At 73.8% G+C, this 19,415-nt stretch carries 24 protein-coding genes, 1 tRNA gene and 1 pseudogene; 18 read left to right on the plus strand and 8 right to left on the minus strand.

Annotation, left to right across the window (positions count from 1 at the left end; all coding sequences use genetic code 11):
* The 4 genes and pseudogenes from CLV63_RS17990 to CLV63_RS18005 form a co-directional block, all read left to right on the plus strand.
* A pseudogene (locus CLV63_RS17990) lies at positions 1-731 on the plus strand (ATP-binding protein); the annotation flags it as partial.
* Positions 732-879: 148 nt separating this feature from the next.
* Positions 880-1,065 (plus strand): hypothetical protein, encoded by a 186-nt coding sequence (locus tag CLV63_RS17995; protein WP_106584310.1) that lies wholly within the window; start codon positions 880-882, stop codon positions 1,063-1,065.
* Entirely contained in the window at positions 1,062-1,289 is a 228-nt protein-coding gene (locus CLV63_RS18000) for a helix-turn-helix transcriptional regulator (RefSeq protein WP_106584311.1), read from the plus strand. The genes CLV63_RS17995 and CLV63_RS18000 overlap by 4 nt, the downstream gene beginning before the upstream one ends.
* A gap of 260 nt (positions 1,290-1,549) precedes the next feature.
* A complete protein-coding gene (locus tag CLV63_RS18005; RefSeq protein WP_170134256.1) occupies positions 1,550-2,701 on the plus strand; it encodes a site-specific integrase in 1,152 nt (383 codons plus the stop codon).
* A gap of 133 nt (positions 2,702-2,834) precedes the next feature.
* Here the strand turns inward: CLV63_RS18005 and CLV63_RS18010 are convergent.
* Positions 2,835-2,908, minus strand: a tRNA-Ile gene (locus CLV63_RS18010).
* A 499-nt stretch (positions 2,909-3,407) separates the two neighbouring features.
* On the opposite strand from CLV63_RS18010, the gene CLV63_RS18015 reads away from it, so the two are divergent.
* Positions 3,408-4,238, plus strand: coding sequence for an SAM-dependent methyltransferase (locus CLV63_RS18015; protein ID WP_106584313.1), 831 nt, complete (start codon positions 3,408-3,410; stop codon positions 4,236-4,238).
* A 259-nt stretch (positions 4,239-4,497) separates the two neighbouring features.
* Positions 4,498-5,565, plus strand: coding sequence for an NAD-dependent epimerase/dehydratase family protein (locus tag CLV63_RS18020; RefSeq protein WP_106584314.1), 1,068 nt, complete (start codon positions 4,498-4,500; stop codon positions 5,563-5,565).
* On the opposite strand, the gene CLV63_RS18025 is transcribed toward CLV63_RS18020, so the two are convergent.
* Positions 5,540-6,652, minus strand: coding sequence for a sensor histidine kinase (locus tag CLV63_RS18025; protein ID WP_106584496.1), 1,113 nt, complete (start codon positions 6,650-6,652; stop codon positions 5,540-5,542). The two genes, CLV63_RS18020 and CLV63_RS18025, sit on opposite strands and share 26 nt — an antisense overlap.
* 5 nt (positions 6,653-6,657) lie before the next feature.
* On the minus strand, positions 6,658-7,374 hold the full coding sequence (locus CLV63_RS18030) for a response regulator transcription factor (RefSeq protein WP_106584315.1): 717 nt from the start codon (positions 7,372-7,374) through the stop codon (positions 6,658-6,660).
* 123 nt (positions 7,375-7,497) lie between these two features.
* On the opposite strand from CLV63_RS18030, the gene CLV63_RS18035 reads away from it, so the two are divergent.
* The 3 genes from CLV63_RS18035 to CLV63_RS35030 are packed head-to-tail and all read left to right on the plus strand — an operon-like array spanning position 7,498 to position 9,664.
* Complete coding sequence (locus CLV63_RS18035; protein WP_106584316.1) at positions 7,498-8,271, plus strand: glycosyltransferase family 2 protein; 774 nt, start codon at positions 7,498-7,500, stop codon at positions 8,269-8,271.
* Entirely contained in the window at positions 8,268-8,975 is a 708-nt protein-coding gene (locus CLV63_RS18040) for a TIGR04282 family arsenosugar biosynthesis glycosyltransferase (protein WP_394339789.1), read from the plus strand. The genes CLV63_RS18035 and CLV63_RS18040 overlap by 4 nt, the downstream gene beginning before the upstream one ends.
* Complete coding sequence (locus tag CLV63_RS35030; RefSeq protein ID WP_106584317.1) at positions 8,972-9,664, plus strand: class I SAM-dependent methyltransferase; 693 nt, start codon at positions 8,972-8,974, stop codon at positions 9,662-9,664. The genes CLV63_RS18040 and CLV63_RS35030 overlap by 4 nt, the downstream gene beginning before the upstream one ends.
* 64 nt (positions 9,665-9,728) lie before the next feature.
* Here CLV63_RS35030 and CLV63_RS18050 read toward each other — a convergent pair whose 3' ends face one another.
* Positions 9,729-10,241, minus strand: coding sequence for a hypothetical protein (locus CLV63_RS18050; protein WP_106584318.1), 513 nt, complete (start codon positions 10,239-10,241; stop codon positions 9,729-9,731).
* The gene (locus tag CLV63_RS18055) at positions 10,238-11,605 is read right to left on the minus strand and encodes a molybdopterin-dependent oxidoreductase (RefSeq protein ID WP_106584319.1); all 1,368 of its coding nucleotides are present in this window, start codon (positions 11,603-11,605) and stop codon (positions 10,238-10,240) included. Before CLV63_RS18055 ends, CLV63_RS18050 begins: the two co-directional genes overlap by 4 nt.
* Before the next feature lie 221 nt (positions 11,606-11,826).
* On the opposite strand from CLV63_RS18055, the gene CLV63_RS18060 reads away from it, so the two are divergent.
* Both CLV63_RS18060 and CLV63_RS18065 read left to right on the plus strand, forming a co-directional pair.
* A complete protein-coding gene (locus CLV63_RS18060; protein ID WP_245928890.1) occupies positions 11,827-13,245 on the plus strand; it encodes a hypothetical protein in 1,419 nt (472 codons plus the stop codon).
* 124 nt (positions 13,246-13,369) lie between these two features.
* A complete protein-coding gene (locus tag CLV63_RS18065; RefSeq protein WP_245928891.1) occupies positions 13,370-13,723 on the plus strand; it encodes an SSI family serine proteinase inhibitor in 354 nt (117 codons plus the stop codon).
* A 104-nt stretch (positions 13,724-13,827) separates the two neighbouring features.
* Here the strand turns inward: CLV63_RS18065 and CLV63_RS18070 are convergent, their stop codons facing one another.
* The 3 genes from CLV63_RS18070 to CLV63_RS18080 all read right to left on the minus strand — a co-directional run bounded on the left by CLV63_RS18070 (position 13,828) and on the right by CLV63_RS18080 (position 15,826).
* Positions 13,828-14,622: a class I SAM-dependent methyltransferase gene (locus CLV63_RS18070; RefSeq protein WP_211301357.1), complete on the minus strand. Its 795-nt coding sequence runs from the start codon at positions 14,620-14,622 to the stop codon at positions 13,828-13,830.
* Between the two features lie 125 nt (positions 14,623-14,747).
* A complete protein-coding gene (locus tag CLV63_RS18075) occupies positions 14,748-15,287 on the minus strand; it encodes a hypothetical protein (RefSeq protein ID WP_106584321.1) in 540 nt (179 codons plus the stop codon).
* A complete protein-coding gene (locus CLV63_RS18080; RefSeq protein ID WP_106584322.1) occupies positions 15,278-15,826 on the minus strand; it encodes an RNA polymerase sigma factor in 549 nt (182 codons plus the stop codon). Before CLV63_RS18080 ends, CLV63_RS18075 begins: the two co-directional genes overlap by 10 nt.
* Positions 15,827-16,190: 364 nt before the next feature.
* On the opposite strand from CLV63_RS18080, the gene CLV63_RS18085 reads away from it, so the two are divergent.
* The 7 genes from CLV63_RS18085 to CLV63_RS18110 all read left to right on the plus strand — a co-directional run bounded on the left by CLV63_RS18085 (position 16,191) and on the right by CLV63_RS18110 (position 19,387).
* Positions 16,191-16,700, plus strand: coding sequence for an Asp23/Gls24 family envelope stress response protein (locus tag CLV63_RS18085; RefSeq protein WP_106584323.1), 510 nt, complete (start codon positions 16,191-16,193; stop codon positions 16,698-16,700).
* The gene (locus CLV63_RS18090; RefSeq protein ID WP_106584324.1) at positions 16,697-17,029 is read left to right on the plus strand and encodes a hypothetical protein; all 333 of its coding nucleotides are present in this window, start codon (positions 16,697-16,699) and stop codon (positions 17,027-17,029) included. Before CLV63_RS18085 ends, CLV63_RS18090 begins: the two co-directional genes overlap by 4 nt.
* Positions 17,026-17,259: a hypothetical protein gene (locus CLV63_RS18095; protein ID WP_106584325.1), complete on the plus strand. Its 234-nt coding sequence runs from the start codon at positions 17,026-17,028 to the stop codon at positions 17,257-17,259. The genes CLV63_RS18090 and CLV63_RS18095 overlap by 4 nt, the downstream gene beginning before the upstream one ends.
* A 222-nt stretch (positions 17,260-17,481) precedes the next feature.
* Complete coding sequence (locus CLV63_RS33615; protein WP_170134257.1) at positions 17,482-17,652, plus strand: hypothetical protein; 171 nt, start codon at positions 17,482-17,484, stop codon at positions 17,650-17,652.
* 12 nt (positions 17,653-17,664) lie between these two features.
* Positions 17,665-18,054, plus strand: coding sequence for an Asp23/Gls24 family envelope stress response protein (locus tag CLV63_RS18100; RefSeq protein WP_106584326.1), 390 nt, complete (start codon positions 17,665-17,667; stop codon positions 18,052-18,054).
* A 113-nt stretch (positions 18,055-18,167) separates the two neighbouring features.
* Positions 18,168-18,788 carry a DUF6286 domain-containing protein gene (locus CLV63_RS18105; protein ID WP_106584327.1) on the plus strand — a complete coding sequence of 207 codons (621 nt, stop codon included), beginning with the start codon at positions 18,168-18,170 and terminating at the stop codon, positions 18,786-18,788.
* Positions 18,788-19,387 carry an alkaline shock response membrane anchor protein AmaP gene (locus CLV63_RS18110; protein ID WP_170134258.1) on the plus strand — a complete coding sequence of 200 codons (600 nt, stop codon included), beginning with the start codon at positions 18,788-18,790 and terminating at the stop codon, positions 19,385-19,387. Before CLV63_RS18105 ends, CLV63_RS18110 begins: the two co-directional genes overlap by 1 nt.
* The last annotated feature ends 28 nt before the right edge of the window (positions 19,388-19,415 follow it).

Consider the following 19,415-nt stretch of genomic DNA (forward strand, 5'->3'; position numbering starts at 1 on the left):
TCGCGGAACTTCCGCGCATGGCCGACTTCGCAACGGTGCTGGCCGCACTCGACACCGTCGCCGGATGGGACACCTTCGAGACCTACCGGGCCGCCTCGGAGACCAACACCAGCGACTTGATCGAGGCCAAGCCGTTCACCGCGGCGGTGGCCGCCTTCATCGAGTCCGCCGGCACTTGGACCGGCACTATCAGCCAGCTCATGGGCCTGGTCGCGGTCCCCGACCCGCGCCCGAAGTCCTGGCCGGTGGACGCCACCCGGGCGTCCGGGCAGCTCAAGAGGGACGCGCCCGTGCTGCGCGCGATCGGGATCAGCTTCGCCGAAGCCGGGCGCGGGCCTGCCCCGCACCGCTCCCGCCTCTACCGGCTCGCCAGTGAGAACCACATCGGCGGAGAACCCGACGGCGACCAGCGTTCACCCGCCGAACCGGCCCCCGGCGCGTCTGCGACCAGCGCAGACGCGCTCTTTACGGCCGGGGAAACCACACCAGCACCGCGAAACGCTGCCGAATCAGTGTTCACCCCAGCGGTTCAGCGAAATCCCAGCTCATCCGGAGTGCGGGACGGTCGGGGCGCTATGGACACTACTGCGGAACCACTCTCTATGGGAGACCACCCCGCGCCCGCGGAGAGCGGCCACTGCCGCACCTGCGGCGTGGCCTACGAACGCGCCTACGCCACCGCCTACGGGCCGCACTGCTCCACATGCGCCATCAAACGCGGCCGGTACTGAGCCGCTCCCATGTCCACTTCGGGCGACACATCGGCAGTTTCAGGGGGTGACGCACTCACTCTGCACACCCATCGATCAAGCGGCCCCGGGACCTACCGCCAAGCAGACCCCCCGGGGCCGCGCCCCTGTGAAAGGAGCACCACCCATCATGGCCGACCGCCCACCGGCCCGGCTCGACATCGTCCAAGTCCGCCTGGTCGGGCGCCCCGAGCACGTCGACCGCGTCCTGCACGCCATCACCGCCGCCCTGCCGGCCGCCGATGCGTCCCCGCACCGCCCCAGCCGCAAGAACCCCGCCCACGTCCTGGTCTATGTGGAGGTGTCCCCCGAATGAGCACCACCGGCAAGAAGGCCCCTAAGTCCGCACCGGCGAAACCGCGCGGCTGGCTCACCGTCGATGAACTCTGCGACGAACTCTGCATCGCCAAATCCACCTTCCACGACTGGAGGGCGAAGGGGCGCGCGCCCAAGTGCGTGAAGCTGCCCAACGGCTCACTCCGGATCAAGCGTGCCGAGTTCGAGAAGTTCATGTCCGCCCTGGAGGGTGCCGCTTGGTAAGCGACAGCACCTATGACGTCCGCATTTGGAGTATCAGGACGTACAACGGCAGGAACGGAACCACATACACGGTTCGGTGGGCCGTTGGTGGGCGCGCCTGGCCTGTCACATTCGCTGGTAGCACCCTCGCGGAATCGTTCAGGTCCGAACTGATCACGGCAGCGCGTCGCGGCGAAGCCTTCAGCATGAGTACGGGACGGCCGCTTTCATGGGAACAGCGCAAGTCCGGGCCGTCGTGGGTCGACTTCGCAGCCGACTACATGGACAAGCACTGGAAGCGCACCTCCGCGTTGCACCGCAGGGATCGAGCGAAGATCCTCGCCAATGCCACGATGGCGCTGCTTACCACGGATCGCAATAGTCCGTCCGAGGAAGTGCTTCGTGCAGCTCTGCGGAATTGGGTATTCAACACTGCTCACCGGGACTCACACCGCCCAGCGGACATCGCTGCGGCACTCGACTGGGTGGGCGACCACGTCCTGCCTGTGGAGTCGCTCGAAGACTCGGCGGTCATCCGCGCGGTGCTCGAACGGATCACCAGCAAGGTGCCGTCGAACGGTGGCGGCCCGCTGGCGCCGAAACCGGCGGTGAAAGCGCGGCGCATCCTGTCGCACGTCCTCGACTACGCAGTTGAGCTGGGACACCTGCAATCCAACCCGCTTCACGGACTGAAGTGGCGTGCACCGAAGACCACCGGTGTCATCGATCGACGCTCCGTGCCGAACCCTCAGCAGGCCCGTGCCCTTCTCGACGAGGTCGGGAAGCTCAAACGGAGCGGGTACCTGCTGCGGCCGTTCTTCGCAGTCATCTACCTGGCTGGCCTGAGGCCCGAGGAGGCCGTGAGTCTGCGATGGACCGACATCGTGCTGCCTGAACAGGTATGGGACGAACAGCACGGGTGCTGGGTCGAACCTCCGGACGGCTGGGGTGAGATCACCGTTCGTCAGGTCGCCCCGGACGTGGGTCGGCGGTGGACCGACACGGGGAAGCAGCGTGATCTGCGGCAGCCCAAGGGACGTGCTGAGAACGAGGACCGGCCGGTGCCGTGTTCGCCGAAGCTCAGCCTCATCCTGCGTGCTCACCGGGAGCAGGACCGGAAGGGGCCGGACGGTCTGGTGTTCTTCGGTGAGCACGGCGGACAGCTCGCGACATGCACCTACCAGAAGGCATGGCAGCGGGCGCGTCGGCGAGCGTTCAGCGATGCCCAGTTCGCGACACCACTGGCGAAGCGAATCTACGACCTTCGCCATGCGTGCGTGTCGACATGGCTCAACGAAGGCATCAACTCCGCACAGATCGCCGAATGGGCGGGGCACAGCCTTGAGGTACTGCTGCGGATCTATGCCAAGTGCCTGGACGGCGGCGAAGACGATGCACGCCGCAAGGCGGAGAAGGCGTTCGACGGTTTCTGAGCGAACTTCACCACGCATTCGCCACGGACACCCGACGTGAGTCGGTGCCAGCCGCAATCAGCCGGATGCACGACAAAGCCCCGGTGACCTCGTTTGGCGAGGTCACCGGGGCTTTTTGCGTGCTGGGCGACTGTAGGCCGGGCGGGGCTCGAACCCGCGACCCAAGGATTATGAGTCCTCTGCTCTGACCAACTGAGCTACCGGCCCTGAAAACGGTTCCCCGCCGGGGCTGCACCGACCCCGGGGAGACTTGATGCGTCGCACGAGGCTTGCGCAGTGGTGGATGCGCGACTGCTCAGCCGCTTGGAGTTTAACGCCACGGGGCTCCGCCGTGGTCCTCCCTTCGGCCTCCGTCGCATCGCGGCGCCGCACGCCCTGATCGTGCAACGGTACCGGTCGGCGGCGCGGCGAGCTGAGGCGGAGGGTGAGGCCGGGTGGTGTGCGCGGCGGGGAGTCGAGGACGGTGATGACCGTCGGGGGTCGGGGATGGTGATGACAGTCGGGGGCGAGGCCCTTTGTGTCCGGCGGGGTCGAAGCCCGTGGTGTCCGGCGGGGCCGGGGTGGCGGGCGGGAGCGGGAACGTCCACTTTTCGACGTCGAGGGCCGAAATCGCCGTGGTATTGGGGTTTTGGGCCTCCATGCGGGGCTCATGCCGGTTAGGATTCCGGCGCAATGCCGCTGCCGATAGAGAGCCGGATGAGGTGCCATGCCCGACGAGTTCCATCAGCCCATCGCGACCGACGAGTTCCACCAACCCATCGCGACCGATGTCCCCACGGCGGCGCGCGTCTATGACGTGATGCTCAACGGCAAGGACAACTTCGAGGCCGATCGCGAGGTCGCCGAGGCGAGTCTGGCGATCATGCCGGAGCTGCGCGACATCGCCCTGCACAACCGCGCCATGCTGCACCGGGTCGTGCGCCACCTCGCCGCCGAGGAGGGCATCACCCAGTTCCTGGACCTCGGGTCCGGCCTGCCCACGGTGCGCAACACCCACGAGGTGGCTCTGGAGGCCAACCCCGACGCCCGGGTGGTCTACGTCGACATCGACCCGATCGTGCTCGCCCACGGCCGCGCGATCCTCGCCGACAACCCCGGCACCACGGTGGTGACGGCGGACCTGCGCGAACCGAACGAGGTTCTGGACCACCCCGAGGTGCGCGCGCTGATCGACTTCGACAAGCCGGTGTGCGTGATGCTCGTGGGCATCCTGCACCACCTCTCCGACGAGGAGGACCCGGCGGGGATCGTGCGGGTGCTGCGCGACGCGGTGCCCAGCGGTTCGTACATGTTCATCACGAACTTCACCCGGCTGAGTGACGCACCGGAGAGCGCCGCGCTGGAGAAGCAGCTGCTCCAGCAGCTCGGCACGGGCCGGGTGCGCACGCCCACGGAGTTGGCGGGCTTCTTCGACGGCTTGGAGGTGCTCAACCCGGGGCTGGTGCCGCTGCCGTTGTGGCGCCCCGATACGCCCGTGACCGACACGACCCCCGTCGATGTGCGGTTCATGACCGGCGGCGTCGGCCGCAAGCCGTAACCGCCGGCGGACCTCCCGGGCCGACCCTGGAGGTCCGCGGGGCCGCCCCGGACGTCGGAGCCGGGCGGGCGCCCGGCCCGTAGCGGCGGCAGCCGCTCGCCCGGACGCGCGGGCGGGGTGGCGCCGGGCGGCGGTGGAACCCGCCGCTCGCCCGGAGACACTCCGCCGCCCGACGGGACCCACCGGGCCCCGCTTACCGTTCGGTGACGCTCCGCGGCGGCGGCCGCCGCCGCGGAGCCGGAGCACGTACCGTCCGACCATGCGGATACTCGTCACCGGCGGCGCCGGATTCATCGGATCGCACATCGTCGACGCGCTGCACGCGCACGGCCACGACCCGGTCGTCTTCGACGCCTTCCTCCCCTCGGCGCACTCCGGCGCGGCGCGCGCCCCCGACGACGCCCCCGACGACGTCCGCGACCCCGCCGCCGTCGAGCGGGCGCTGCGCGGGGTGGATGCCGTGTGCCACCAGGCCGCGATGGTGGGCCTGGCACCGGACGTCGCCGACGCCCCCGACTACGTGTCGAACAACGACCTGGGCACCGCCGTGCTGCTCGCCGCCATGGCCCGGTCGGGTGTGCGCAGCCTGGTCCTCGCCGGGTCGATGGTCGTCTACGGTGAGGGCCGCTTCACGTGCGCCGATCACGGGGACGTCCGGCCGAGGCCGCGCCGCGCCGCCGACCTGGACGCCGGCCGGTTCGACCCCCCGTGCCCCCACTGCGGCGCGCCGCTCGCGCCCGGGCTCGTCGGCGAGGACGCGCCGGCCGACCCCCGCAACGTCTACGCCGCGACCAAGCTCGCCCAGGAGCACCTGGCCGCCGCGTGGGCGCGCGCCGTCGGCGGCCGTGCGGTGTCGCTGCGCTACCACAACGTGTACGGGCCGGGGATGCCGCGCGACACCCCCTACGCGGGTGTCGCCTCGTTCTTCCGCTCGGCGCTGGAGGCGGGGCGGGCCCCGACCGTCTTCGAGGACGGACGGCAGCGCCGCGACTTCGTGCACGTCCGCGATGTGGCCCGGGCCAACGCCGTGGCGCTCGCCGCCGTCGGGGACCGCGAGGCCGGTGCCCTCGCGGTGTTCAACACCGGCAGCGGCACCCCGCACACCGTCGGGGAGATGGCGGCGGCCCTCGCCGAGGCGTACGGCGGCCCCGCACCGGTGACGACGGGGGAGTACCGGCTCGGCGACGTCCGGCACATCACCGCGTCCTCGGCCCGCATCGGCGCCGAACTGGGCTGGCGGGCCGGTGTCGGGTTCGCCGAGGGGGTGGCGGAGTTCGCGCACGCGCCTCTGCGCGGCGGGGTCAGCCCCCGGCCGCCGGCAGGCTGATCTCGAACCGGCACCCGCCCGGGACGTTGCGCACCGCCGCGGTCCCCGCGTGCGCCCGCACGATTCCCGCCACGATCGCCAGCCCCAGCCCGGCGCCCGCCGGGGGAGTGCGCGCGTCGCTGCCGCGCCAGCCGGCGTCGAAGACGCGGTGCAGGTCGTCGCCGTCGATCCCGCCGCACTCGTCGGTCACCGACAGCACCACGTTCCCGTCCGGTCCGCTGTGCGCCGCGACGGCCACGGTGCCGTCGGGCGGGGTGTGCCGGATCGCGTTCGCGAGCAGGTTCGCGATGACGCGGGTCATCCGGCCGGTGTCGACGTCGACCGGGGCGCTGTCGACCCGGTCGCCCACCAGCCGCACGCCGCCCGCCCGCGCGAACGCCTCGGTGGCGGCCAGCGCGTCGGCGACCAGGTCGTAGACGGAGACGCGGGTCAGGTCCAGCGGCAGCGAGTCGGCCTCGATCCGCGACAGCTCGAACAGGTCGTCGACCATCGACGCGAGGCGTTCCACTTCGACCCGCATCTGCCGGTGGTACCGGTCGGGGTCGCGTGCGATGCCGTCCTCCAGCGCCTCCGCCATCGCCCGCAGCCCGGCGAGCGGGGTGCGCAGGTCGTGGGAGATCCACGCCGCCAGCTCCCGCCGGGAGGCGTCGAGCCGCCGTTCCCGTTCGCGCGACGCCGCGAGCTTGGCGTCGGTCGCCGCCAACTGCCTGGCGAGCGCCGTCAGCTCCGCGGTGTACGGGGTGTCCGGGACCGTGAACCGCTCGTCGCCGACCAGGCGCGCCGCCCGCGTCAGGTCCGTGCTGCCCGCGATCACCCACCGGCCGAGGAGCAGCGCCGTTGCCAGGGACACCACGGCCGCCATAGCGCACACCATGGTGACGACCCACAGGTCGTGCCCTGAGAGGAACATCGCCTGCGCGACCGAGAGCGTGCCCGCGAGCATCGCGGTCACCGCGACCGCCGCGACGACGGCAAGGGCGGCCGACACCGATCGGTGCCGCAGCGACCGGAGCACCACCAGGCCGGCCAGGCCGGCCGCCGCCGCGCCCGCGAACGCGAACAGGGCGATCAGCAGGACGTCGCGCATCGCGGTCACCCTCCGCCCTGCGGGGGCGGGTCGAACCGGTAGCCGACGCCCCACACGGTGACGATCAGCGCGGGGCGGGCCGGATCCGCCTCGATCTTCTCCCGCAACCGCCGCACGTGCACGGTCACCGTGGACAGGTCGCCGAACTCCCACCCCCACACCCGCCGCATCAGGGCGGGTCGGTCGAACGCGCGGCCCGGGTGGGCGAGGAGGAACGCGAGGAGGTCGAACTCCCGCACGGTGAGGGCGAGGGGCGCGCCGTTGTGCTCCGCGCGCCGGGCCTCGGTGTCGAGGACGATCCCGCCCGCGCGCAGCAGCCCCCCGGAGGGCCGGTTCGTCGCGCGGCGCAGCACAGACCGCACGCGCAGAGCGAGCTCGCGAGGGCTGAACGGTTTGGCCATGTAGTCGTCGGCGCCCAGTTCCAGGCCGAGGATGCGGTCGGTCTCGGCCCCCAGCGCGGTGAGCATGATGATCGGGACGGGCCCGTCGGCGCGCAACCGCCGGCACACCTCCCAGCCGTCCAGTCCGGGCAGCATGAGGTCGAGGACGACCAGGTCGGGGCGTGACTCGGCGGCGCGGCGCAGTGCGGAGGCGCCGTCGGCGGCGCGGCCGACCGTGAAGCCCTCTTTCTCCAGGTAGCCGACCACCACTTCCGCGACGGTGGCGTCGTCGTCGACGACCAGGATGCGCTGGGCGGCGGGGTCGGGCTCCGGCTGGGGCATGACCCGAGTGTCGCACCCCGGCCGGCCCGGGACCGGCCGCCCGCCCGCCGACCGGTACAGACGTCCGCATTCCGTAAGGTGCGTTGTCCGGGCTGGGCGGCCCGCGCTCCGTAGCGTTGGACCGTGACCGACGAACGGAACACCACCGACGCCCCCGAACCGGGGGCCCCTCCGGACGCGCCGGGCCGGGCGTCCCCGGTCGACGTCGTCCTCCCGTGCCTGGATGAGGCCGCCGCACTGCCGTGGGTCCTCGGCCGCGTCCCTGCCGGATGGACGGCCATCGTGGTCGACAACGGGTCGACCGACGGGTCGGCCCGGATCGCGGCCGGCCTCGGCGCGCTGGTCGTCACCGAGGAGCGCCGCGGGTTCGGTGCGGCGTGCCACGCGGGGCTGCGCGCCGCCACTGCCGACATCGTCTGCTTCTGCGACTGCGACGCCTCGCTGGATCCGGCGCTGCTGCCCGGCCTGGTTGAGGAGGTGCGCAGCGGGGCCGCCGACCTCGTCCTGGGCCGCCGCAGGCCGACCCGTGCGCGTGCGTGGCCGCTGCACGCCCGGGTCGGCAACACGGTGGTCGCGCGGATGCTGCGGCGCCGCACCGGGGTCCGGGTCGGTGACATCGGCCCCATGCGGGCCGCCCGGCGCGGCGGCCTGCTCGCGCTCGGCGTCACCGACCGGAGATCGGGATACCCACTGGAGACCGTGGTGCGCGCGGCCGACGCCGGGTGGGCCATCGCCGAGGTCGGCGTGCCGTACGCGCCGCGCGCCGGGCGGTCCAAGGTCACCGGGACCTGGCGGGGGACCTGGACCGCGATCCGCGACATGCGGGCCGTCCTGCGCCGGCCGCCCGCACCGCCGGGCACCGGCGCCCCCGCCGGGCCGGGCGGGGGGCGCGCGTGACCGGGGTGCCGCGGCGGCGCGGCGACCGGGCCGGGCGGTCAACGGGTACGGACCACCCGCCCGCCGGGCCGACCACCCTCGTGGTGATCGCGAAGGAGCCTGTTCCCGGCCGGGTCAAGACCCGGCTGACGCCCGCATACAGTCCCGCGGAGGCGGCACTGCTCGCCCGAGCGGCCCTCTGCGACACGCTGCGTGCCGTCGCGGCGGCTCCGGCGCGCCGCCGCGTGCTCCTCCTCGACGGGAGCCCGGGGCCGTGGCTGCCCGCCGCCGGGTTCGATGTCGTCCCCCAGCCGGACGGCGGGCTGGACGAGCGGCTCGCCGCCGGGTTCGCCGCCTGTTCCGGTCCCACCCTGCTGATCGGCATGGACACCCCGCAGGTCGGCACGGGGCCGCTCGCACCGGTCCTCGCCGAGGACGCCTGGACCGGTGCCGACGCCTGGTTCGGTCCCGCGGAGGACGGCGGGTTCTGGGCGCTGGGCCTCGCCGATCCCGACCCGGGGCTGGTGCTCGGCGTCCCGATGTCGACCCACCGCACCGGCGCCGTTCAGCGCCGCCGCCTGACCGATGCCGGTCTGCGCGTCCGCGACCTGCCGCCGCTCGTCGACGTCGACCTCCCGGCGGACGCCGCCCGGGTGGCGCGGGACTACCCGGACGGCCTGTTCGCCGCCGAGGTCCGCGCCGCGGGGTTGAGGGGGCGCCGGTGAGCGCCCGCAGGTCGGGGCTTGCGGAGACGCGCGCGCCCGGTTGGGACTGCGACCTCTACACGGAAGCCTTGGACAACGGCGACCCCTTGTACCTGTGCCGGGCGGGCCTGCGCCCGCTGCCGCTCGACGTCGAACGCTGGCGGGCGGGTCCCGACCCGGCCGACACCACGGTGCTCGACCGGAGCGAGGAGCCCGTCCTGGACGTCGGCTGCGGGCCGGGGCGGATGGTGTCGGCTCTCATCGAACGGGGGCAGCGAGCCCTCGGGATCGACGTGCATCCGGTCGCCGTGGCCCGCGCCGCCGAGGCGGGCGGGCGTGTGCTGTGCCGCTCCGTCTTCGAACGGCTGCCGGACGAGGGGGAGTGGCGGACGGCGCTGCTGGTCGACGGCAACATCGGGATCGGCGGCGACCCGCACGCGCTGCTGACCCGGCTGGGCGCTGTGGTGCGGCCGCACGGCGTGCTGCTGGTCGAGGCGGCGCCGGACGACGTCGACGAGCGGATGTCGGTGCACCTGGCCGACGGGAGCGGCCGGAGCGGAGACCCGTTCCCCTGGGCGGTGGTCGGCCTGCCGGCCCTGGCCGGTCTCGCCGAGGCGGCGGGGTGGCGCACGGGTGCGTCCTGGACGGCGGAGGGCCGCACCTTCGCCGCCCTGCACCGCACCGGGTCGGCGGCCGCCGACCCGCGGTGACGCTGCTCGGGCAGGCCGGGGAGTGCGTGCGGACGCGGGCCCGGCACGGATCCGCACGCACGCCCTAGGTCCGGCCGTGCCGGCGCCGCCTCCCCGCGATGGCGCGGCGCGCCGCGTAGAGCGCGGCGGACGCCGCGAAGAGGGCCGCCGTGATGAGCACCCACCGGGTGCCGAAGCCGTCCGGGGGCAGGCCCGTCGTCCGCTCGTACGCCGGGGCCGGCCCGAGGATCAGCGGGGCCCACACCAGGAACAGCACCCCCGAGACGGTGGCCGGGACCCGGAGGTGCCCCGCGGGCGGCGGCCCGTTGCCCGTTCCCCGCTCGCGCCCGGCCGCCCCGCCCGGCCTGCGTACGCCGCGCACGCGCCGGGCCGCCGCTCGGGCACCCCGGTCCAGGGCGGTGTAGGCCGGGAGCAGGACCAGGTCGTGCAGCAGCGCCGCGCCGACGAACCACAGCGCGACCCCCACCGGATCACCCTGGACCAGCCGCCACCCGGCGTAGAGCGCCAAGGCGAAGCAGCACACCATGACGGCCAGGTGCCAGGGCGGCGCGCCGTAGCGGGACGCCCACCCGGTCATGCGGCGCCGCCGAAGTCGAGCACGGTGACCCACTTGGTGTTGTGGACGCCGGGGTTCGCGGGGACGATCACCCGTGCGGGGCTGCCGTGGTCGGCGGAGAGGTCGGCCCCGTTCACCTTCAGTGCCAGCAGCGAACGGGGGTCGCCGGTCTGGGCCGCGCTGAGCGCCGCCGCCCGGAACGCGCCCGAGCGCTGGGCGGACTCCACGAACACCCCGGGCGGCCGCTCACCCAGCCCGACGAGCGCCGCGAGGTCGCGCAGGCGCACCCCGCTCCACTCCTGGTCGCCGGTCGACCAGCCCTCCACGCAGGCGATCGGCAGCGCGGCCGTGGCCTGCGGCAGCGCCGCCACCTCGGACCGGGTGAGCACCACCTCGCGGCCGCCGCCGCGCACGGTGAGGCGCCACCGCGCACCGATGTCGGCGGCGCCGACCCCGGCCGCCGCGGCGGTCTTGTTGATCTGGAAGCCGTTGGGCCCGGTGCCGGGGTTGCGGCCGCGCGGAGCGAGGAGGGCGGTCTCCCGCCACGGGCCGCCCAGGCTCTGCCCCGCTGTCACCGCGAGCAGCGCGAGTGAGCTCAGCAGCACCGTGCCCAGCGCCCCGCGCCGGGACACCGTCGCGGGGTCGGGGGCGGGCGCGACCAGCCCCGTCCCGCCGTCGGGCTCGGTCGCGGCGCCGGCGGCCGGCGTGCGCGGTTCGGCGGGGGCCCCGCGCGAGCGCAGGCTCCGGACCATCGTGGCGAAGCGCAGGACGACGTGTGCCGCGAACGCCGCGATGAACACCCACGCCCCGTAGAAGTGCAGCGGGTAGAACGATCCGGGGAACAGGTACTCCAGTTGGATGTTCAGGATCCCGGTCGTGAATACGAACAGCCCGCCGCCCACCAGGAGCAGCAGCGACAACCGCTCGATCGCGTGCGCGGATGAGCGTACGGGCGGCCAGGCGAAGAGCTTCGGCACGACCGACCACAGCTTCGCCAGCAGCACCGGGACGAGGGCCACGCCGAGTGTGACGTGCAGGCCCTGTGTCAGCCGGTAGAGCCACGGCGGGTCGGTGGGCCAGTCGAAGAGGTAGCCGCCCAGGATCCCCTTGCCGGGCGTGCGGTCGTTCACGGCGGCCAGGCCGGGGTTGTAGGCGGCGTAGGACAGGAGGCCGGTCGTGAACAGCACGATGATCCCGACGAGGAGGACCGCGCCGAGGACCGACGTCAGCCATGGGCCGCGCAGTGGACTGCGCCAGAACTCCGGACGGGACGGCCCGTGCGGCGGGCCCGACCGTGCGAGGCCGCGCAGCCGGGCCGGGAAAGGGCGCGGCGGCGGGCGCGGCGCGGCGTCCGGGCCCCTCGGCCGGTCCTCGGATCCGTCCATGGCGGCCTCCCTCGGAACTGCGGTGGTCGCGTCGGCGGGTGGGACCGCAGCCGACCCGTCCCCAAGGCTGTGACCACGATAGATGGAGACACCGCCGTGGGCGGGGGAGGCGCGGTTACGGACCGCTTACGGCGTTCCGGCCCGCCGGCGCGTCCTTACGGTTCGATGAACCGGGCGCGCCGCCGCGCCCCGATCCGCCGCGGTGCGCCTAGCGTGGCCGCGTGCAGCCGCCCGAACCCCGCGACCCCGACCCGTCCGACGTCCGCACGGGTGCCGTCGGCGGCGCCGTGCCGCCGGTGCGATCCGGCCGCCGGTGGGACGTCGCCGTCGCGGTGGGCTGCGCCGTCTTCGTCGCCGTCGTAGGCGTCGCGGGCACCGCGATCGACCGCGCCGAAGGCACGCTCTACGTCGACCGCCCGCCGCTCTACGCCGAATGGCTGCCGCACGCCGGTCCGGGAACCCCGCTCGCTGTCGCCGCCGCGGTCGCCGTCATCGTGTTCGGTCCGCGCGCGGCGGCCCGCTGCCCCTGGCGGCCGCTGCTGTGGGGCGCATGGGGGGCCGCCGCCGCGTGGACCCTCTCCCTCGCGCTCATCGACGGTTGGCAGCGCGGTATCGCCGGGCGCCTCACGCAGAAGCACGAGTACCTCCTGGCCGTCCACCGCTTCGACGACATCGGAGCGGCCGTGCGGAGCTTCACCGACCACATCGTGGCGTTCCAGCCCGGCCAGTGGCCGGCGCACGTGGCCGGACACCCGCCGGCCGCCGTTCTCACGTTCGTCGGCCTGGACCGGATCGGCCTGGGCGGCGGCGCATGGGCCGGGATGTGGTGCGTGCTCGCCGGCGCTTCGGCGGTGCCCGCTGTGCTGGTGGCACTGCGCGCCCTCGGGGCCGAGCGGTGGGCGCGCCGCGCCGCACCCTTCCTGGTCCTCGCCCCGGCCGCGATCTGGGTGGGCGCCTCCGCTGACGGCTACTTCGCCGCGGTGGCGGCGTGGGGGACGGCACTGCTGGCGGTGGCCGCCGCCCCGGCGCGCACTCCGCGCCTCGCGGCCTTCGCGGCGGGCGTCCTGCTCGGCTGGGCCCTCTATCTGTCGTACGGCCTGGTCCTGTTCGGCCTGCTGCCGCTGGCGGTCCTCGCCTGCGCCCGCACCCTGCGCCCCCTCCCATACGCGGCGCTGGGCGTGCTCGCGGTCGCCGCGGCGTTCACCGCGGCGGGATTCTGGTGGTGGGAGGGGTACCAGTTGCTGGTGGTCCGCTACTACCAGGGTGTCGGCTTCGACCGGCCGTACGCCTACTGGATCTGGGGGAACCTCGCGAACGCGGCGATCGCGGCCGGCCTCGCCTCGGCGGCGGGCCTGCGCCGGGTCATGGCCGCCGTGCCGGGCACCGTGCGGCGGCTCCGCCGCGCACCGGCCGGCGGTCCGGCGGTGCTGGTCGTCCTGGCCCTCGCCGGGCTGTGCGCGGCGCTGCTCGCCGACCTTTCCGGGATGAGCAAGGCCGAGACGGAGCGGATCTGGTTGCCGTTCGTGCTGTGGACGCTGCCCGCCGCCGCCCTCCTGCCGGTCCGCGACCACCGGGCCTGGCTCGCGGTGCAGGCGGTGGCGGCCCTGCTCATCAATCACCTGCTCCTCACCGGCTGGTAGCCGGTCGCAGCGCGACCGGGTGCGCTCTGTTTCCGAGAGAGCCTTATTTCCAATAAACAAGAACTCAAAGTAGTTGAACAGATACTATCTGTGTGCAATGTTCGTTCGAGTTCCCGGAGATGCCGTGACCCGCCTTGCCCTCGCTGTCGTATGCGCTGCCGCCGCCGTCCTCCTCGCTGCGCCCGCCCACGCCGCCGACCAGGACTACACACTGCGCGTTGTCGAAGGCGACCCCGGCGAATCGCGCGTGGCGACCTTGAGCTGCGGCCCGGCGGGCGGCAGCCACCCCGACGCCGCGGCGGCCTGCGCGCAGATCCGCGAAGCCGGGTCGATCGAGGAGGTCAAGGCCGACCCCGGCCCGTGCCCGATGGTCTACCGGCCGGTCACCGCGATCGCCGAGGGCTCCGAGTCCTACGGCAAGGAGTTCCCCAACTCGTGCGTGCTCACGTCCGAGAAGGGGGCGGTCTTCGCCTTCTAGCAGAGGGGCCGCGGCCCGTCCCCGGATTCCGGGGGCGGGCTCCGTTGCGCAGAGCCCCGGGGCCGGTCATCGGGGGACAACGGTGAGCAGCGGGTGGCGGGTTCTCACACGGTCCGGTGGGCGACCCGCAGTTCCGTCAGGTAGCGCTTTGTGATGTATCCGCCGTGCTCGCGGTCGATGCGGGCGGCGATGCAGTCCAGCAGCCCTCTGCGGGCCTCGGGTGCCAGGGCGCGGTGCCCGGAGTAGGTGCGCAGCAGGTCGAGGTATTCGCCGGTGGTGTACGTCAGTTCCCATTCGTACCGGCGGAACTCGGCCGGGCCGAACCGCTCGGAGCCGGGCGGTTCGGCCCGGTCCTCGAGGATGTCGGCCGCCGGGCGCAGCCGGAGCCCCGGCGGTGTCGCCGGGTCGAACCGTTCGTAGCAGTCCTGCAACTCGTTGAAGAGGGCCTCGCTGCCGCCGGCGACGTGGTGCGTCGACACGGTGGCGAGTGCCCCGCCGACGCGCAGGGCGTCGGCGGCCTTGCGCACGCGGACGTCGGGGTCGACCCAGTGGAACGCCGTCGCCGACACCACCGCGTCGAACGGCTCCGCCGGCAGCGGCCAGTCCTCGAACGCCGAGATCACCACCTCGGCCCGCGGGTGGCCGGCCAGGTTCCGGCGGGCGACGGCGGCCATGGCCTCGCCCAGTTCCACGGCGACGATCCGGAGGCCCCGCTCGGCCATGGGCGCGGTGGCCTGCCCCGTCCCGCAGCCGATCTCCAGCACGCGGCCGTGTGCCCCGATGCCCGTGAGCGCGGCGAGGTCGTCGAACATCCGGGCCGGGTAGCCCGGTCGCATCCGGTCGTACAGGTCCGCGTCCTCGGTGAAGGTCGCGCGCAGTTCACGCAATGAGTCGTCCACAGCGGGAGCCTACGGGCCGCACGGACGGGGTTGGGGCCGAGTACGCCGAACCCCCACGGCAGGGCCGAAATGTGCGGAGTGGACCGAGCGGACGGGGCGGACAGGGCGGACAGGGCGGCCCGCGCTCATTCGACGTCGATGATCTCGATATCGACGCGTGCGATGGTCCAACCGAGCTGGTCGCGGGCCGAAGCGAGGACGGCGCGCCGGATCTCGCGGGTGGCCTCCGGGATGGGAGTGCCCGCTACCGCGCGCGCCGTCATGGTGACGACGATCCCGTCCTCGGTGTCCGCGATCCGGCAGCGGCCGACGTCGATCCCCTCGACCGGTTCGCAGGCTGCGCGGAGGATCCGGGCGGCCGTGGTGTCGCGGACCCGGGTGGCGCCGGGGCCCGGGTCGTTCAACGGGATGAGGTCGGCGGAGCGCCCTTCGGCGCGCACGACGCGCATGACGCGGTCGAGGAGTTCGGGCGGCGCGCCGGCCTGGTCGCGCTCTGCCGCCGCGGCGGCGTCGACGAGGGACCGGTGCCGCGCGGCGGCGGACCGGCAGTGCGGGCAGTGCTGCTCGTGTTCGTTTAGCGTGTCGGCGCGCAGGTGGGCGAGGAGGGTGTCGAGCATGGTGCCGCACGGCAGCCGGTCGGGTTCATCGGGCTGGTCTACCGCCATGGCTCAAGCGCCTCCACGAGTTGGGTACGCGCGCGGTGGATGCGCCCGCGTACGGCGGTCGGGGTCGCGTCGACGATCTCGGCTATCTCCTCATATCCCAATCCTTCCAGTTCCCGCAGTATCCAACAGGTGCGTTGCGGCGGCGGCAGCCCTGCCAGCGCGGTGTCCAAGGCCGCGCGCAGGCTGGACGCCATGGACTGGTGCTCGGGTCCGCTCGCGGGGTCGGGGACGGCGGCCTCGTCGTCGATGGCCGCCGTTGCCCGCCGCGCCCGGATGATGTTGAGGGCGCGGCGGTGCGCGATCCGGTAGAGCCACGCGCGGAAGGTGCGGGCGTCGCCGAGATCGGGCAGTTTGCGCCATGCGGTGATGAGGGCCTCTTGGGCCGCGTCGGCGGCTTCGCCGTGGTCGTCGAGGGTCCGCAGCGCGATGCGGAACACGGTGTCCTGGTGGCGGCGGACGAGTTCCTCGAAGGCTCCGGTGTCGCCGTCCTGGGCGCGCTCGACCAGCGTCTCGTCCCGTGTGTCGGGATGGATGCCCATCGGTTCCGGCCCGCCTTTCCCTGCCGTGCGCCGATGCCGTCCGCGGTCGGTGCCGCCGCATGCGCGGCGGGGTCGCTCTGGGTATTCGACTGAACCCGGTGCGCTGCTACCCGCAATGATGCACCCTATTGGTGACTCGGGTCACACCCATTCGTCCGTGAGTCGGCCGGTCTCCGCTGTGTCTTCTTTGGTGACGGACCAGCGAACGGCGCGACCGGGGACTCGGGACTCCCGAACCCGGCCCCCCGATCCCGGACCGCCGCGCACCGGTGCCCTGCCGCGGAGGGGGCGGCAGGGCACCGGCGCGGGGCGATCCGGACCGGCCGCCGTACACGACACCGCGCATGACACAAGGAGAGCACCGATGACCGACACCACCCACGCCAACCGGGCGGACGCCGCGACGCCCGAACCGCGCGAGACCGGCAAGAGCAGCAACCGCAACTCCGCCTCGCGCGACCTCGTGACGACCAACGGCCGCACCTCCATCGCCGACCATGTGGTCGCCAAGATCGCCGGGATGGCGGCCCGCGAGGTCGGCGGGGTCCACCAGATGGGCGGCGGCGCGTCGCGGGCTTTCGGCGCCGTGCGCGACCGCATTCCGGGGTCCACCGCGACGAGCACCGCTGCGCGCGGCGTCACCGTCGAGGTCGGCGAGCGCCAGGCCGCCGTCGACATCCAGCTCGTCGTGGAGTACGGCGTCTCCATCCCCGATCTGGCCGGTGCGGTGCGCCGCAACGTCATCACCGGTGTGGAGCGCATGACCGGCCTTGAAGTCACCGAGGTCAACATCACGGTCGACGACATCCACCTGCCCGACGACGATGCCGCCGACAACGGTGACGGCTCCGGGGCCGAGCCGCGGGTGCAGTGAGCACCGCGGACGACGCAGGGCCGCTCGGCGCGGAGATCGCGGCGCGGGTCCGGGGGTGCCCCGACGTCGTCGGGTTGTCCGCTGGGCCGTTCGGCACGGTGTCCACCCCGGTTCCCGGCGGCCGCGTCGACGGCGTCGCGGTGCGCCCGGACAGCGTCGAGATCGGCGTGGTGGTGCGCTTCGAGCGGCCGCTCCCCGAGATCGCCGACGGTATCCGCGACCTCGTCCACCCGATCGCGCACGGCCGCCGGGTCCTCGTGGCGATCGAGGACGTGCTGACCGACCCTCCGCGGCCGGACGGCGGGCAGGCGCGGGGGGACCCGCCATGAACGGGGACCGGGCCTCCTTCCGGCGATGGGTCCGGGAGCACCACCCGGACGCCGGCGGCGATCCCGCGGCGTTCGCCGACGGGCTCGCGCGGTGGCAGCGGGGCGTGTCGGCGCCCGCGGGGCACGGGGCCGTGCGGGTCCACCGGACTCCGCGCACGCCGTTCGCCGCGGCCGCCGCTGCGATCCGCCGCGTCCGCGAGCGCCGCGAACGCGCGCGCCGACTGCGATGACCGGGAGCACCGCACGGTGCTCGGCAGCCCATTCGGCAGCACCAGTTTTCAGCAACACCTTTCTCAGCAACACCTTTCTCAGCAGCACCTTTCTCAGCAACACCTTTCTCAGCAGCACCTTTCTCAGCAGCACCTTTCTCAGCAACACCTGTTTTCAGCAACACCTGTTTTCAGCAACACCTTTCTCAGCAGCACTGGCACACGGATGGGGAGGCGGATCCCATGTGGTCCATCGTCGGACTGGCCTTCGGGGCGGTGCTCGGACTCGCGGCGGCGTTCGGCGGGTTCGGGGCCTTCGTCCTCGTCCTGGTGTTCGGCATCGTCGGATTCCTGGCCGGCCGCGCCTATGAGGGCGAGATCGACCTGGCCGAGCTGTTCACCCGGCGCGGCTGAGGCGTGGCGCAGATGAGTGCGGACACCGCACCGGGCCCGGTCGTCCGGCGCGCCGCCCCCGGGGACCCGGCGGAGCGGGGGACGACCACCGTCACCGACCGGGTCGTCGCGAAGGTCGCGCAACGTGCCGCCGCCGAGGTCGAGGGCGTCTGCGAGCGCTCCGGGCGGCTCGGCGGCCTGGTGGGCGCGGCCCCCGGTGCGGCCGCGGTCCAGGTCCGCCGCAGCGGCACGAGCGTCACGCTGCGCATGGTGATCGCGGTGCGCTACCCCGCCCCGCTGCGTGCGGTCGCCAGGGAGGTGCGCGCCCGGGTGCGGACCCGGGTCGAGGCGCACACGGGCCTGGTGGTGCGCCACACCGACATCGAGGTCGGCGGGCTCGTACCGAGGGGGCGCGCCCGATGAGCGGTACCGCGGACCGGCCGAAGCGCGGCCGGCGGACTTGGAGGAGCAACGATGCGGGCAGGTCACCTGCTGAACCGGATGCCGGACCGGATTCCGAACCGGGCGGGCCGGCCATGACGGCCGCCGACACCGCCCCCCGCCCCGACACCGGGACGGAGGCGCGCGCGCAACGGGCCGCCGTCCGCACGTTCCGCCCCAAGCGCTCGCTGCCGGTGTTCATTGTCGGCGCGGTCGTACTCGTCATCGCCGGAGTGGCGGCGGCGGAGGTCGTCTCCTTCCTCGTCGGCAGCCCACTGCGGCTGCTGCCGTTCGGCTCGGCGGCCGAGTACGCGGGCCGGGCCCGCTGGAACGACCCCAAGATACGCGTCGCCTCCGCGGTCCTCATCGGCGCGGGCGCGGTGCTCGTGGCACTGGCGCTCGTCCCCGGTCGGGTCGGCTACCTGCCACTGCGTACCGGGGACGCGGACCTGGTCGTGGGACTGTCGCGGCCGGGCCTGCGGCAGGCGGCCGCCGCTGCCGCCTGCGGCGTCGACGGCGTGCGCGCCGCGCGGGTCGCGGTCGGGCGGCGGCGGGTGACGGTACGCGTGCGGACGCACCTGCGCAGCGCGGACGGGATGCGCGACGCGGACGGGATGCGCGACGCGGTCCGCGCAGCGGTCGAGGATCGGATCGCCGAACTCGCCCCGGTCCGCGCGCTGAAGGTCCGTACCCGCGTCGACTTCTCGAAGACGTGATGGCGGCGGCCGCGGGGAACAGGGCCCGCAGGACGGCGCGCGGCAACCGCTGGTTTCTGGCGCTGCTGGGGCTGGTGCTGATGGCGGCCGGCGGGGCGGCGCTCGCCGCGGGACTCGGCGGCTTCAGCGGGCTCGCCGCGTCGGAGACACTCGGCGACTCCGTCGGCGGGCGGTTCGGGCGGCCGTGGGTGCCGTACGCGGCGGCCGCCGTAGCCGCGGTGGTGGCGCTGTCGGCGCTGCGCCTGCTCGCCGTCCAGGTCCGCACCGGCACGGTGGCGCGCCTCAGCCTGGAACGCGACACCGGCCCCGGCACGACCGAGATGCCCGCATCGGCGGCCCGGCGGGTGCTCATCGACGAGATCGGCCGCTATCCCGGCGTGCGCGGGGTGCGCGCACACCTGACCGGACCGGGCGACGGGCCCGCCGTCCGGCTCGCGCTCACCCTCGACGCCGACGCCGACACGGGGGGCATCTGGCGCCGGGTCCGTTCCGAGGGGCTCGCGGACCTCCGGACATCCCTCGAGCTCGACCGGCTCCCGGCCGTGCTCCGGATCTCGATGGCGCCGCCGCCGAAGGTCCCGCCGCGCACCCTCGCCTGACGCGAACACGGTTGCCGCGGAACCGTTC

Source organism: Murinocardiopsis flavida (assembly GCF_003014485.1).
GTDB classification, from domain to species: Bacteria; Actinomycetota; Actinomycetes; order Streptosporangiales; family Streptosporangiaceae; genus Murinocardiopsis; species Murinocardiopsis flavida.